Source organism: Amaricoccus tamworthensis, assembly GCF_049800875.1.
Classification (GTDB): domain Bacteria; phylum Pseudomonadota; class Alphaproteobacteria; order Rhodobacterales; family Rhodobacteraceae; genus Amaricoccus; species Amaricoccus tamworthensis.
This window is the reverse complement of record NZ_JBNAFV010000002.1, coordinates 254,347-269,402: the sequence shown is the minus strand read 5'-3', so window position 1 is coordinate 269,402 and position 15,056 is coordinate 254,347. Positions and strand designations below refer to the sequence as shown.

The window sequence follows — 15,056 nt, the reverse complement described above, 5'->3', positions numbered from 1 at the left end:
CCATTATTAAACCACGCCTTTAATTAATCAACCGGTTAAATAAAACGAGCAAGGGGCGCGTCCCATGCCACCCGACCGCGAAACACACGAAAAAAAGCGCATTGATGCATCACCGCCGCGCCGTTATACCCCAGCCCATGTTCCATATCAGGTCACAGGCAATACGAATTACCACCGCGGCTCTCTGAGGCATCAGGGCAGCCGTTTCCCCCGTTGCGCCAACCACCTGATATCTTCTGACACGGATTTTCCCCGATGAGTGCCGAAACCCCAAACTACAAAGACACGCTCTTTCTGCCCAAAACCGATTTTCCCATGCGCGCGGGCCTGCCCAAACGCGAGCCCGAATGGCTGGAACACTGGGCAAAAATCGGCGTCTATGACCGTCTGCGCGAGACCGCCGGAGACCGCAAACCCTTCGTTCTCCATGACGGCCCTCCCTACGCCAACGGCAACCTGCATATCGGGCACGCGCTCAACAAAACCATCAAGGACATGATCGTCCGCTCGCATCAGATGATGGGGTTTGATGCGCGCTACGTCCCCGGCTGGGACTGCCACGGCCTGCCCATCGAATGGAAGATCGAGGAGCAGTACCGCAAAAAAGGCCGCAACAAGGACGAGGTGCCGATCAACGATTTCCGAGCCGAGTGCCGGAAATTCGCGGAGGGCTGGGTCGACGTGCAGCGCGAGGAGTTCAAACGCCTCGGCGTCACCGGCAACTGGGCCAATCCCTACCTGACCATGGATTTCCACGCCGAACGGGTCATCGCCGAGGAATTCATGAAATTCCTGATGAACGGCACCCTGTATCAGGGCTCCAAGCCGGTCATGTGGTCTCCGGTGGAGAAAACCGCTCTGGCCGAGGCCGAGGTGGAATACCACGACAAGGAAAGCTTCACGATCTGGGTGAAATTCCCGGTTGCGGAAACCGGTAATGACGCTTTGAAAGGCGCCAGCGTGGTCATCTGGACCACCACACCCTGGACGATCCCGTCCAACAAGGCCGTCGTTTATTCCGCGGACATTTCCTACGGCGTTTATGAGGTAACGGACGCGCCGGAGGACAACTGGGTCACCGCCGGCGAACGCTACATCATCGCGGACAAACTGGCCGAGGGCGTTTTCGCGAAGGCCCGTGTCACCGAATACACCCGTGTCAGCGATGCGGGCGATCTGTCCGGCACGTCGCTGCACCACCCGCTTGCCAACGCGGAAGGCTCCGATGGGGAATGGGACGACCCGCGCGATTTCCGCGCCGCTGATTTCGTCACCGACGACGAGGGCACGGGCTTCGTTCACTGCGCCCCGTCCCACGGTCTTGAGGAATACGAGCTCTACCGCGACCTGAACATGCTCGACCAGGTCATCACCTACAACGTGATGGAGGATGGCGGCTTCCGCGCCGACCTGCCCTTCTTCGGCGGCAAATACATCCTCAACCGCAAGGGCGGTGAGGGCGATGCCAACAAAACCGTCATCGACAAGCTGGTCGAGGTTGGCGGTCTGTTTGCGCGCGGCAAGATCAAGCACTCCTACCCCCACTCCTGGCGCTCCAAGGCGCCGGTCATCTACCGCAACACACCGCAGTGGTTCGCCGCCATCGACCGTGAGGTGGGCGACGGTCAGGACACATACGGCAAAACCATCCGTGAGCGTGCCCTCGCCTCCATCGACCAGCTTGTGACATGGACGCCGAAAACCGGCCGCAACCGCCTGCACTCGATGATGGAGGCGCGGCCCGACTGGGTGCTCTCACGCCAGCGCGCCTGGGGCGTGCCGCTCACCTGCTTCACGCGGAAGGACAAACTGCCGACCGACCCCGACTTCCTGCTGCGCGATCCCGCGGTCAACGCCCGCATCGTGGACGCAATTGAAATCGAGGGGGCCGACGCCTGGTATGCGGAGGGCGCCAAGGAACGTTTCCTGGGCAGCGACCACAACCCGGAGGAGTTCGACCAGGTCACCGACATTCTCGACGTCTGGTTCGACAGTGGCTCGACCCACGCCTTTGTCCTGCGCGACCGCGAGGACGGAACCGAGGACGGCATTGCGGACGTCTACATGGAAGGCACGGACCAGCATCGCGGCTGGTTCCATTCCTCCCTGCTCCAGGCCTGCGGCACCCTGGGCCGCGCGCCCTACCGCAATGTCGTGACGCATGGTTTCACCTTGGATGAGAAGGGCATGAAAATGTCCAAGTCCCTGGGCAACACCATCGCGCCGCAGGATGTAATCAAACAGTACGGCGCCGACATTCTCCGCCTCTGGGTGGCCCAGACCGATTACACCGCCGACCAGCGGATCGGTCCGGAAATCATCAAGGGCACCGCTGACAGCTACCGCCGCCTGCGCAACACCATGCGGTTCATGCTCGGCGCACTGGACGGTTTCTCGGATGCGGAGCGCATTGAACCGGCCGACATGCCGGAGCTTGAGCGCTTTATGCTGCACCGGCTGGCGGAACTCGACGCGGTGGTGCGCGAGGGCTACGCCTCCTTCGACTTCCGTCAGGTCTATGAGCGGCTGTTCCAGTTCTGCACCCTGGAATGCTCGGCGTTCTATTTCGACATCCGCAAGGACGCGCTCTACTGCGACGGTGAGGACAGCCCCCGCCGCCGTGCCTGCCGCACGGTGCTGGACCTCATCTTCCACCGTCTGACCACATGGCTCGCTCCGATCCTGTGTTTCACCATGGAGGATGTCTGGCTGACCCGCTTCCCGGGTGAGGACAGTTCCGTCCACCTCCAGGATTTCCCGGATACTCCGGCGGACTGGAAAGATGCGGAACTCGCGGCCAAATGGACCAAAATCCGCACCGTCCGCCGGACGGTCACGGGGGCCCTGGAAGTCGAGCGGACCGAGAAACGCATCGGATCGAGCCTTGAGGCCGCGCCAACGGTTCATGTCTCAGATGCGGAGACACTGGACCTGCTGCGGACGACCAGTTTCGAGGATATCTGCATCACATCCGACGTGACGCTCACCGATGAGCCGGCACCGGACACGGCCTTCACTCTGCCGGAAATTCCAGGCATTGCCGTCGTTCCTGGACGGGCCAGCGGCGAAAAATGCGCAAGATGCTGGAAAATCCTGCCCGATGTCGGAACGCACGAACATCTTGGCGTTTGCGGCCGCTGCGACACCGCGCTGAGCGGAGCGGCGGTCACGGCCTGACGCTCTGAAGCAACGCCTATCCTCCGCAGATCCGGATTCGGGTCTGCGGATCAACAACAGGACGCCTTGGGCCAGTGAACTATGAATTCGAGCTACCGCTGCTGAACTGCCCCTGCTGTAAACTGCCCACGCTCAGGGAACGCGGTAAGTTTGAATTATGCATGGTCTGCTGGTGGGAAGACGATGGTCAGGATGACGCACAGGCGGATGAGGTGTGGGGCGGCCCCAACGGCGATTACTCGCTGACCAAAGCACGAAAAAATTATCAGCACCACGGTCACATGTATGATGGTGAAGACCGAATAAGGCACGAAGAAAATTCAAATGCGGTGCAACAAGCGATCGACCGGTATGTCGCTTTGATTCGTAGCGGGGAATGTGAGCTGGATCCGCTACATCTCCGTCAACTCATCGGCGAGTAGCTACGTCGCCTATCATCACAAGTATTTGCACCCCCAGGTCCAACGTGCGACACTCGCCCACCGGGGAGTCGCAGTTTTAGACTCCGAATTCACGGAACGGACTTTCGCCCGGAACTTCTCCCGAGCGGATTTCCAATACCCGGAAACGGACGGGTCGCTGCTTCGCACACCTGTCGGAAACAGGAGGGACAATGTTCAAAAAAATAGTTGTACCGGTTGACCTTACCCATGCGGACCGTCTGTCGAAGGCCCTTGGGGTAGCCGCGGACATGGCCAGCCAGCACGGTGCCGAGGTCTGCTACGTCGGGGTGACCACATCCACCCCGGGCGGGATCGCCCGTACGCCTGAGGAATACACCCAAAAGCTCACGGCATTCGCCGGTGAACAGGGCGAATCCCGGGGCATCACCACCTCGAGCCACACCATCATCAGCCACGACCCAAGCACCCAGATGAACCGGGAACTGGAAGCGGCTGTGGAAAAACTCGGGGCGGATCTCGTGATCATGGCAAGTCACGTTCCCAATGTAAGCGACTATGTCTGGTCGGGTCACGGCGCGCATATCGCGGCCCACAGCCCCGTATCCGTAATGCTGGTCCGCGACTGACGAAAACACGAAACGCAAAGAATAATTGAAAGGAGGCCTCATGACGGAAGAGTCTCAGGAGGGCGTCAGCCCTGAAGGAATTCCGCAACCGGAAGGCGCCGTACATCTCATCGATACCGATTACGAAATCGGCCAGGACAATGTTGAGGGCCACCTGGGCCCGTTTGGTTTCGACATCCACAACCCCGTCTTCGTGGTCTCGGGCGCCTGTATCGTGGCGTTCGTGTTCTACGCCCTGGCCCTGCCCGAGCAGGCCGGCGCGCTGTTCTCATGGCTGTTTGGCACCGTCACCAAGGGCTTTGACTGGTTCTTCCTTGGTGCCGCCAATATCTTCGTATTGTTCTGCCTTCTGCTGATCGTCACACCCTGGGGCAACGTGCGTCTCGGCGGCAGTGAGGCCGTGCCGGATTATTCCTATATCGGCTGGTTCGCGATGCTGTTCGCCGCCGGTATGGGTATCGGTCTCATGTTCTACGGCGTGTCCGAGCCCATGAGCCACTATTCCTCCGCGATAGGCGGCACGGCGGTCGAAAACGGTGTCCGCACCGACTGGGCGCCTCTTGGAGCCGCACAGGGGGATGAGGCCGCCGCTGTACGTCTGGGCATGGCCGCGACCATCTTCCACTGGGGTCTGCACCCCTGGGCGATCTACGCCGTTGTGGCCTTGGCGCTGGCTCTTTTTTCCTACAACCAGGGCCTGCCGCTGACGATCCGCTCCGCTTTCCACCCCATCTTCGGCGACGCCGTATGGGGCTGGGTTGGCCACGTCATCGATATCCTTGCGGTTTTTGCCACGCTTTTCGGCCTCGCCACATCGCTCGGCTTCGGAGCAACCCAGGCAAATGCCGGACTGAATGAACTTTTCGGCCTGCCGATCGGACCAACCACGGAAGTTGTCCTGATTTCCGTCATCACCGCCGTCGCACTGGTGTCAGTTGTGCGTGGCCTTGATGGCGGGGTTAAGGTGCTCTCCGAGCTGAATATGGGTCTGGCGCTCCTGCTGCTTCTGTTCGTGCTTCTGGTTGGACCTACGATCTACCTGCTGAAGCTCTTCGTCAGTTCGCTCTTCGCGTATATTGAGTACCTGCCGTCCCTGTCCAATCCGCTGGGTCGTGAGGATGTCAACTTCATGCAGGGCTGGACCTCGTTCTACTGGGCCTGGTGGATCAGCTGGTCACCGTTCGTGGGCATGTTCATCGCCCGCGTCAGCCGTGGCCGCACGGTCCGGGAATTCGTGGTCTGCGTTCTCCTGATCCCCTCCATGGTCTGTGTGCTCTGGATGTCCGTCTTCGGCGGCACCGCCCTGCACCAGGTCGTCAATGACGGCTACACCGTTGCGCAGGACGCCAACCTGGAACTGAAGCTCTTCAAAATGCTCGACGTTCTGCCGCTGGCCGGGATCACATCCCTTGTGGGCATTGTCCTCGTGATCGTGTTCTTCGTGACCTCTTCGGACTCCGGTTCGCTGGTCATCGACACCATCACGGCGGGCGGCAAGATCGACGCACCGGTACCCCAGCGTGCCTTCTGGTGCATCTTCGAGGGTGCGGTCGCCATCGTTCTGCTTCTGAGCGCCGGCGGACTGCAGTCCCTGCAGTCCATGGTCATTTCGACGGGCCTGCCCTTCACCATCGTTCTGCTCCTGATGTGCATCGCGATCGCCAAAGGCCTGATGGCGGAACGGCGCCTCGGCAAATAAAGAAAAAAGCCGCCCGGCCCTTCACGGACCGGGCGGCAAACACCTCCCGAAGGTCAGCCTGGTTTCTCCGGTTAACCCCGCGCCTTCGCCAGTTCATCAAACCGCATCAGTTCCGCGATCAGGGCCGGCATCTGATCCAGATGGATCATGTTGGGACCATCCGAGGGCGCGTTGTCCGGGTCCTCATGTGTCTCGATGAACACCGCCGCCACACCGATTGCCACCGCGGCCCGGGCCATGACCGGCGCAAACTCGCGCTGGCCGCCGGACGAGCCGCCCTTGCCTCCAGGCTGCTGCACCGAATGGGTTGCGTCCATCACCACCGGATAACCGGTTTCCGCCATGGTCGGCAGGCTGCGCATGTCCGCAACCAGCGTGTTGTAGCCAAACGAGGAACCCCGCTCGCAGAGCATGATCCGCTCATTGCCGGTTGAGGCGATTTTGGCTGCCACATTCGGCATGTCCCATGGCGCCAGAAACTGCCCCTTTTTGACATTGATTGCGGCCCCGGTGTTGCCCGCCGCCAGCAGAAGATCCGTCTGACGGCAGAGAAACGCCGGGATCTGCAACACATCCACCGCCTCGGCCACCGGCGCGCACTGATCGGCGGAGTGCACATCCGTTATCACCGGACAGCCAATCCGCTCCCGCACGGTCTGCAACACCCGCAGTCCCTCATCCATGCCAAGGCCACGCGTCGCGTTGAGCGAGGTCCGGTTGGCCTTGTCATACGAGGACTTGAAAATGAAACTGGTACCGTTTTTCCGACAGGCTTCCGCCAGCGGCTCGGCAATTTTCAGGGCATGATCCAGACTTTCCAGCTGGCACGGCCCTGCAATGAGCGTGAGCGGCGCCGCGTTCGACACCGTCAGATCCCCGATCCTGACATCCTTTGCTGTGCTCATCGCTCATCCCCTTTGATACCGTTGACCGACCGTTAGCGCGAAGGCGTACAGGGGTAAAGCGCGATGACTTGACCGCAGAGACGGAATACCCAGTTTGAGGGTATGACGACCGAAACCCTGCCTAATCTGACGCGGCGCATCACGGGCTGCAGAATCTGCGCCCAGCGCTTCGCGGCCACACGAACCGCGCACAGACCGCGACCTGTCGCCTGGCTCTCCGATACGGCGCCCGTGCTGCTGTGCGGACAGGCACCGGGCGCACGCGTTCATGAATCGGGTATCCCTTTCGACGACAGATCCGGCGACCGGCTGCGGGACTGGCTCGGCGTAACCCGGGACGAATTTTACGACCGTTCGCGCTTTGCCGTTCTGCCCATGGCGTTCTGTTTTCCAGGCTATTCCGCCAACGGCTCCGACCTGCCACCACCCAAAGTCTGCCGCGAAACCTGGCACGACCAGGTCATTGCGGCGATGCCCCAGGTGCGGCTGACCGTTCTGATTGGCGGATACGCCCAAAAATGGGCGCTCGACCGTGCCGGGTCGGTCTCCGACACCGTGCGCAATCACGCCGATCTGTCGCCGCACCTTCTGCCCCTGCCCCATCCCTCCTGGCGCAACACTGGTTGGTTGAAGAAAAACCCGTGGTTCGAGACGGAACTGGTCCCGAAACTGCGGGAGAAGGTTTCAAGCCTTCTGGAGGCCCGCGAGGTTTCTTAGGCCCCGTGCCAGTTCACAATTCGCGGTTTCCCCTGAACCCAAAACCCTCTAACCCGTCGCGGTGACCGAAGGAAAACAGCAGCGCTATGGACCACACCCCCGTCGACCTCACCTATCTCGCCCACGAGGCCGAGCCGGACAACGAACGTTTGCACCACCGGTTTCTCGAACGGGTGATGGACGCGGAACTCTACATTCTGACGGAAACCGAGTCCGACGGCGGAACGGTCCGGCCCCGCATCATGGATCTGGCCGATGGCCGGTTTGTCCTCGCGTTTGACCGCGACGGCAGGCTTGCGGAGTTCTTGGACGAACCGGCGCCCTACATCGCACTTGCCGGGCGGCGTCTTGTGGAAATGCTGGCGGGCCAGGATATCGGCGTCGCGCTCAACCTCGGTGTGGCGCCATCCTCAACGCTGCTGCCCGCCGGGGCGATTGACTGGCTGGCGGAAAACCTCGTTGCGCCACCGGACCTCGAGGATGCGAAACCCGACACCATTTCGACACCGGGCCGGTTGAGCCAGGACCTGCTCGACGCGCTCGACACAAAACTGGCCGCCATGGCGCATCTGATTGGTGAGGCGCATCTGGTTGAGTCCGGGTTTGCAAACGCGGACAGCCGCCTGATGCTTGGCCTCGTGGCCGTGCCCGAACCAGCGCGGACCGATGTGGCGGCGGCGATGGCGGAGGCGGTGCGGTTCAGCAGCTCGGAGGCCGACCTGGACGTAACCTTTCTCGAAAAAGACAGCCCCGCGCTCGGCCACATTCAGGACGTTTCGATCCGGTTTGACCTGCCCGAACCGCCCGAGCCCGAGAAACTGAAACCCGTGGCCCCCGGCATGAACCCCGACAAGCCACCGGTTCTGCGCTGATCTCAGGCCTCAGTACCCGGCTGACAGGTCAACCAGGTGCAGCAGTTCCTCGCCGGCCAACCCCCGGCGGATATTCTCGGCCAGGGTTTTAACTGCGGTTTCCGGACGCGTAGCCGCGGCAATATGCGGTGTCACCGTGACCTTCGGATGCGCCCAGTACGGATGGTCCACCGGCAGGGGCTCCTGCCTGAACACGTCCAGTGTGGCATGCCCGACCTGGCCACTGTCCAGTGCCGCCAGAAGCGCCTCGTCATCTATCAGCGGACCACGTCCTGGATTGATAATCATCGCTCCTTTCGGCAGCCATGCCAGCGTCTCCGCATTGAGCGTGTTCTCCGTTGAGGGCGTGTCCGGCAAAAGCGTCACGAGGATTTCCGACGCCTCAAGCGTTTCACGCAACCCCTCCGGGCCACTGTGACAGGTCACGCCCGGCACATTCGCCGTGCGCCGGCTCCACCCGTGGACACGAAATCCGATGCCCAACAACTGTTCCGCGCAGGCACTGCCAAGCGCTCCCATGCCGAGAATTCCAACCGACCGGCTTGATGCGAACGGGGGCAGGACATCATTGCGCCACACGCCGTCCTGCCCCTCAAAATGCGCATCCATGCCAAGGTGATAGCGCATCACATGGCCCGTGACATATTCCCGCATGGCCTCGGTCAAACCGATATCCACCATGCGACACAACGGCACACCAGCCAGTTGCGGGTTTCCGATAAATTTCTCAACACCCGCCCAAATGCTCAAAACCGCCTTCAGGTTCGGCAGCGCCGAAAAATCCGGCAGTTCTCCGGCCGGGCTTGCGACCACAAACTCCACATCTTCAGGATTATCCGGCACCGTGACGGCGCGGGCCTCGACGCCAACCTCGCGGCAGGCGGGCGCAATAAGATCCCTGTAATCCGCCGTTTCCGACGGAGACAGACACATCAGTACGGTCGTGGTCATGTCAGTCCCTTATTCTCGGCCGATGGACATGGGCGCTCTGCACAAGTCCGAATGCCGCAAGCAGAACCAGCATCGCGGACCCCCCGTAGGAGACCAGCGGAAGCGGCACACCCACCACCGGCATCAGGCCCATGACCATGCCCATATTGACCGCGAAGAAAAGGAAAAACGTCACCGCAATCCCGCCCGTGAGCAGCGCCCCGAACCGGTTGCGGTTCGATATGGCCGAAAAGATGCAGAACACGATTACAAGCGTGTAAAGCCCCAGCAGGGCCGTGGACCCGACAAAACCAAATTCCTCCGCCAGGGTCGTGAAGATAAAGTCCGTATGCTTCTCCGGCAGGAAGTTCAGACGGCTCTGCGTGCCCTGCATGTAGCCACGTCCCGAGAGACCGCCGGAGCCCATGGCGATCTTGGCCTGGGTGATGTGATAACCGGCCCCCAGCGGATCAGCGGACGGGTCGAGAAAGGTGAAAATCCGGCGGTACTGGTAGTCCTTCAGGAGCTGCCAGTCCGTCCCCTGGGACTTGAGAACGGCTGTCACAAGCCCAACGGCCGCGGCCAGCGCCGTGCCAAAATACCACAGGCTGACCCCCGCCAGAAACATCACCGCCCCGCCGCCCATCACGAGCAGCAGCGCCGTACCAAGGTCGGGCTGTTTCAAAACCAGTCCGACCGGAAGAAGGATAAGTATGAGCGGCAGGATAACCCAGAAAATATGGGAGACCTTGTCCACATCGAGCCAGTTGTAATAGGCCGCCAGAACCATCACGAGCGCGATTTTCATCACCTCCGAGGGTTGGAGCAGAATAAACCCAAGGTCGATCCAGCGCTGCGCCCCCATGCCCACATGGCCCATGACCTCCACAAGCACGAGCAGCCCCATCGCAAAGAGATAGGCCATCGGCGCCATATAGAGCCAGAACCGGATCGGGATCATCGCAATGATCACCATGGCGATCATGCCAACCGCAAAGCGGATCATCTGCGCCCGTGCCCAGGGGTCCAGCGCGCCACCCGCAACGGAAAACAGCATGGTAAACCCGGCGCAGGCAATCGCGGTGATCAGCACGATCAGCGGCCAGTTCAGGGCAAAAATCTTGCCCAGCCCCGATGGCCCGCTGCGCCGCGTGTCCGACATCATGCTCATGCCGGGTCAGCCTCCACCGGTTCCGGCTCCATGAAACCCAGCTCGATCCAGCGTTCCTCAATCGAGGAGCGCTGTTCCGCTGGATAGGCCTCCATCGGCGGCATCTCTCCGTAGAGCGCCCGGAGCAGAATATCCCGCGCCACGGGTGCGGCTGCGGTAGACCCGCCGCCCCCATGCTCAACAACCTGCGCAATCGCATATTTCGGCCGGTCATAGGGCGCAAACGCTACAAACAGGGCATGGTCGCGCCTGTTCCAGGGCAACTGTTCATTGCGTGTCACACCTGCGGCACGTTCCGCCGCCGTGATGTTCCGCACCTGACTGGTGCCGGTCTTGCCCGCCATCTCCATCGTCTCGACGTCAATGCGGGACCGATACGCCGTGCCACCCGGCACATTGGACACCGTATACATCCCGTCACGCACCGCGTTCAGACTGCGCGCACTGATCCCCAGCGGCTCCATCGGATGCACGGGCTGCTCAACACCGCCCATCGTGTGTACAAGCCGCGGCGTCACCGACAGACCGGTGGCAATACGCGCAGTCATCACGGACAGCTGCAAGGGCGACGCGAGGGTAAAACCCTGGCCAATGCCATAGTTGAAGCTGTCTCCGACCGTCCAGGACTCGCCCCGCCGTTCCTTCTTCCAGGCGCGGTCCGGCATCAGACCCTCAGTCACCGCAGGCATCGGCAGATCATGGCGCACGCCAAGTCCCAGCCTGTTCGCCATCGCGGAAATACGGTCCGCACCAACCCGCCGGGCCATCTCGTAGTAATAAACGTCACAGGAATGCGCGAGACTGTTGCGCAGATCCACCGAGCCATGACCACCGCGTTTCCAGCAGTGGAAACGCCTGCGTCCCAGCTGACTGAAGCCGGGGCAGTAGACCGTCTCCCCCGGGTTTGCGACACCGGCCTCCAGCGCCGCGAGCGCCACCACCATCTTGAACGTCGACCCCGGGGGATAGGCCCCGGATACCGTTTTGTTGGAGAGCGGCCGGTATTCATCGTTCAGGAGCGCGTTCCATTCCGGCGAGGAAATACCGAACACAAAACTGTTGGGATCAAAGCCCGGCGAGGAGGCCAGCGCGATGATGTCGCCGTTCGTCACGTCGATCACGGACACCGCCGCACTCTCGCCCTGCATCCGCTGCATGGCGAAATCCTGCACCCCCTGGTCCAGCGTCAGCACCAAATCATTGCCCGCCGTGCCCTCAACGCGGTCGATCTCGCGCATGACACGCCCGGCGGCACTCACCTCAATCTGCTGGTTTCCGGCCTGACCCCGCAGGTCGGTTTCCAGGCGCTGTTCCGCGCCGGTTTTTCCGATCTGAAAGCGGGGGATCTGCAGCAGGGGGTCGGGGTCCTCCAGCTTCTCCAGATCCCGCTCCGACACAGGACCGACATAACCAACCACATGCGCGGTGTTCCAGCCTTCAGGGTAGAACCGGCTCAGTCCAACCTCGGGGATCACACCCGGCAAAACCGGTGCATTGGCGGAGACCCGCGCCACATCCTCCCAGGTCAGGTGTTCCTGAACGACCACCGGGACAAACGCGCTGCGCGCCTGCATTTCCCGCAGCACCCGGTCCCGGTCCTCGGGTGGCAGGTCGATGATTTTCGCGAGACGATCGAGGATCAGTTCCGCATCCGACGCCTGCTCACGCACCATAACGATGCGGTAGTTCTGCCGGTTGCCGGCCAGCAGACGCCCGTGACGGTCATGGATCAGCCCGCGCGCCGGCGGCAGAAGGCGCATGTTGATGCGGTTTTCCTCGGCCAAAAAGTGGAAATGCTCGTTCTGCTTGATCTGCAGATCGCGCATCCGCCAGCCGAGCGCGCCAATCACACCAAGCTGCAAACCACCGAGCATCAATGCGCGGCGCGTGATCGGCGGTGGCAAATCCCTGTCATTTCCCGACATCACCAGGCCCTCCCGGAAACGCCGCTCAGGGACCGTTCCCCTTTTTCCGATTTCGACATTCTAAGCCCAAGCGCAACCGCCGCCGCAATCACCGGGTAGAGAAGCACCGTGCGGAAGGCCAACTCCATGGAAAGGCCAATCTCAGGCACATCCACGAAAACCATTTTCAGCACCGCCTGGGTTCCGGCAAGCATCACGCAGTAGAGAACCGAGACCACCAGCCACTCCGAGAAAAAGCCCAGGCCGCGAACGGCCGCGCGCCGGTGCCGCACCATGTCGGTCACAATCAGCATTCCCAGCGCCATCAACCCCGGCGGGCGGAACATCAGCACATCCGCCACCAGCGCCAGGGCCACAATCACCCAGAACGGCGCCGCATCAGGGTCACGGATGATCCACGCCATCGCAAGGCAGTAGAACGCATCCGGCGTGATCTGGGTCCCGCCCGGCGCGACCGGGATCATCGGCGTGTAAATCGCAACGATGGCAAAGATCAGGAAAACCACCATACGAAACCAGGGACGGCCACGCGAGGTCTCCATCACTGCTGCTCCTCCGCGCCCGTGTCGGAGGCGAGACTGCCGACGCTCTCAGGCCGAAGCGGTCCGATCAGGCCACCCGGCCCCTCAATGGCCGTGGCGGGACGTGAGCGAACCACGCGAACGAAATCCAACCGGCCGTAGTCGGCCGCCGGACGCACGCGATGGCGGCCATGCCCGTCATCGACTACACGGCCGAGGAGAATATCCGGCGGGTAAAGCCCTCCGGCCCCGGACGTGACGACCCTGTCCCCGACGCTGACGGCATCGGACTGCTCAAGGAATTCCAGCACCGGCGCGGAGGAATTGTCCCCGGACGCGACCGCCCGCTGACCCGAAGGCAACACAATCACCGGAACCCGGCTGGACGTATCCGTCAGGAAAATGATCCGTGAGGAGCGCGATGCAACACCAGCAATGCGCCCCACGAGGCCAAGGCCATCCATCGCGGCCGCGCCATCCTCAACGCCATCCACCGTTCCCACATTGACCATTGCCGACCGGCTGAACGGACTTCCCGGATCGGACACGATCTCGCCCGTGACATAGGTCAGGCCAGGATTGAGGCGCACATTGTTGATCGCCAGAAGTTTGGCGTTCTTCTGCTCCAGCTGAAGTGCCACTTCCCGCCAGGCCTGCATGCGCTGAAGTTCACGGCGCAGTTCATTGTTCTGCTCGTAAACGCGATTGTAGGCCTGAAAATCCCCAATCATCCGACCGGCCGCCGCCAGGGGTTTCAGCGTCCATTCAAAGCTTGGAACAAAACGGTCGACCAGGGCCACGCGAAGGCGTTCAACCCGCGCATTGTCGATCCGCCACAGCAAAAACAGGGCGATGAGCACGAACACGACAATGCCAACAGCAATCCTTCGGACGCTGCGGATATAGTCGGGCTGCGTGCGTTCCCCGTAATGCGCCAAGCTGTTTCGCTGCCTCCAGGTGCAGGCTGTCTACCCGTTCCGGCGGGAGCGTATCAAACGGTCAATTCCGTGCAATACGCCCTGATCCTGCCGGGACCGGGCGCCAGCGGATCGTATCAGTTTCCGAAATCCAGAACATGGGCAAGCTGGTTTTCGAACTCCAGCGACTTGCCCGTTCCGACCGCGACGCAGTTCAACGGATCTTCCGCAACGGTGATCGCGAGACCGGTCTGTTCCCGCAGGGCAAGGTCGAGATCCCCAAGAAGCGATCCACCACCCGTCAGCATCACGCCCCGGTCAACGATATCCGCAGCCAGATCCGGCGGGGTCTGCTCCAGGGCCGTCATCACCGCCTCAACGATGGTCTGCACGGTTTCGGACAGCGCCTCCGCGATCTGCGCCTGGTTGATTTCCATCTCTTTAGGTACACCATTCAGCAGGTCGCGTCCACGAACCTGCATCCGCTCGCCCCGGTTGTCGTCGGGGATGCGCGCCGTACCAATCGAGGTTTTGATCCGTTCCGCCGTGGCGTCACCAACCAGCAGGTTATGCTGCCGGCGCAGATAGCCGATGATGGCCTCATCCATCCGGTCGCCGCCCACACGGACGGAGCGGGCATACACCACGTCACCGAGGGACATGACGGCAACCTCGGTGGTGCCGCCACCGATATCGACGACCATGTTACCGGTGGGGTCGGCAATCGGCATTCCCGCACCAATCGCCGCCGCAATCGGCTCGGAGATCAGACCGGCCTTGCGCGCACCCGCGGCCATCACGCTCTCGCGGATCGCGCGGCGTTCAACCGGCGTGGCTCCATGAGGCACGCAGACGATGATCTTCGGCTTGGCCCAGTTCCCGCGTTTGTGAACCTTGCGGATGAAATGTTTGATCATTTCCTCGGCAACGTCGAAATCCGCGATAACACCGTCCCGCATCGGCCGGATCGCCTGAATGGATTCGGGGGTACGGCCGAGCATGAGTTTCGCATCCTCACCAACCGCCAGGACCCGCTTCCGGCCTTCCTTGTTGTGGTATGCGACAACGGAGGGCTCGTTCAGCACAACCCCCTTGCCTTTCACGTAAATCAGCGTGTTCGCCGTGCCCAGGTCGATCGCCATGTCCGACGAGAACATCCCGCCCAGAAAACCCATCATTGTCTGTCTGTCCT

Annotated in this window: 13 protein-coding genes; 6 read left to right on the top strand and 7 right to left on the bottom strand. The window is 61.7% G+C overall.

Annotated elements, in window-relative coordinates; translation table 11 throughout:
• Positions 1 to 255 precede the first annotated feature (255 nt).
• The 4 genes from ileS to ACP15P_RS05630 all read left to right on the top strand — a co-directional run bounded on the left by ileS (position 256) and on the right by ACP15P_RS05630 (position 5,906).
• Positions 256 to 3,177, top strand: coding sequence for an isoleucine--tRNA ligase (gene ileS, locus ACP15P_RS05645; RefSeq protein ID WP_424927532.1), 2,922 nt, complete (start codon positions 256 to 258; stop codon positions 3,175 to 3,177).
• A gap of 74 nt (positions 3,178 to 3,251) precedes the next feature.
• Positions 3,252 to 3,599: a CPCC family cysteine-rich protein gene (locus tag ACP15P_RS05640; RefSeq protein WP_424927531.1), complete on the top strand. Its 348-nt coding sequence runs from the start codon at positions 3,252 to 3,254 to the stop codon at positions 3,597 to 3,599.
• Between the two features lie 191 nt (positions 3,600 to 3,790).
• Positions 3,791 to 4,207, top strand: a complete 417-nt coding sequence (locus tag ACP15P_RS05635) for a universal stress protein (protein ID WP_424927530.1) — start codon at positions 3,791 to 3,793, stop codon at positions 4,205 to 4,207.
• A 40-nt stretch (positions 4,208 to 4,247) separates the two neighbouring features.
• The gene (locus ACP15P_RS05630) at positions 4,248 to 5,906 is read left to right on the top strand and encodes a BCCT family transporter (protein ID WP_424927529.1); all 1,659 of its coding nucleotides are present in this window, start codon (positions 4,248 to 4,250) and stop codon (positions 5,904 to 5,906) included.
• A gap of 71 nt (positions 5,907 to 5,977) precedes the next feature.
• Here the strand turns inward: ACP15P_RS05630 and kdsA are convergent, their stop codons facing one another.
• Complete coding sequence (kdsA, locus tag ACP15P_RS05625) at positions 5,978 to 6,811, bottom strand: 3-deoxy-8-phosphooctulonate synthase (RefSeq protein WP_424927528.1); 834 nt, start codon at positions 6,809 to 6,811, stop codon at positions 5,978 to 5,980.
• 102 nt (positions 6,812 to 6,913) lie between these two features.
• On the opposite strand from kdsA, the gene ACP15P_RS05620 reads away from it, so the two are divergent.
• Positions 6,914 to 7,528, top strand: coding sequence for a uracil-DNA glycosylase family protein (locus ACP15P_RS05620; protein WP_424927527.1), 615 nt, complete (start codon positions 6,914 to 6,916; stop codon positions 7,526 to 7,528).
• Positions 7,529 to 7,614: 86 nt separating this feature from the next.
• Positions 7,615 to 8,400 carry an SseB family protein gene (locus tag ACP15P_RS05615; protein ID WP_424927526.1) on the top strand — a complete coding sequence of 262 codons (786 nt, stop codon included), beginning with the start codon at positions 7,615 to 7,617 and terminating at the stop codon, positions 8,398 to 8,400.
• Between the two features lie 9 nt (positions 8,401 to 8,409).
• Here the strand turns inward: ACP15P_RS05615 and ACP15P_RS05610 are convergent, their stop codons facing one another.
• From ACP15P_RS05610 to ACP15P_RS05585, 6 genes are all read right to left on the bottom strand, one after another.
• Positions 8,410 to 9,351, bottom strand: a complete 942-nt coding sequence (locus tag ACP15P_RS05610; protein ID WP_424927525.1) for a 2-hydroxyacid dehydrogenase — start codon at positions 9,349 to 9,351, stop codon at positions 8,410 to 8,412.
• Between the two features lies 1 nt (position 9,352).
• Complete coding sequence (rodA, locus tag ACP15P_RS05605) at positions 9,353 to 10,501, bottom strand: rod shape-determining protein RodA (protein ID WP_424927524.1); 1,149 nt, start codon at positions 10,499 to 10,501, stop codon at positions 9,353 to 9,355.
• Positions 10,498 to 12,426 (bottom strand): penicillin-binding protein 2, encoded by a 1,929-nt coding sequence (mrdA, locus tag ACP15P_RS05600; RefSeq protein WP_424927523.1) that lies wholly within the window; start codon positions 12,424 to 12,426, stop codon positions 10,498 to 10,500. Before mrdA ends, rodA begins: the two co-directional genes overlap by 4 nt.
• Entirely contained in the window at positions 12,426 to 12,968 is a 543-nt protein-coding gene (locus ACP15P_RS05595) for a hypothetical protein (protein WP_424927522.1), read from the bottom strand. The genes mrdA and ACP15P_RS05595 overlap by 1 nt, the downstream gene beginning before the upstream one ends.
• A complete protein-coding gene (gene mreC / locus ACP15P_RS05590; protein WP_424927521.1) occupies positions 12,968 to 13,885 on the bottom strand; it encodes a rod shape-determining protein MreC in 918 nt (305 codons plus the stop codon). Before mreC ends, ACP15P_RS05595 begins: the two co-directional genes overlap by 1 nt.
• Before the next feature lie 116 nt (positions 13,886 to 14,001).
• Positions 14,002 to 15,042 carry a rod shape-determining protein gene (locus ACP15P_RS05585; RefSeq protein WP_424927520.1) on the bottom strand — a complete coding sequence of 347 codons (1,041 nt, stop codon included), beginning with the start codon at positions 15,040 to 15,042 and terminating at the stop codon, positions 14,002 to 14,004.
• Positions 15,043 to 15,056: the final 14 nt, after the last annotated feature.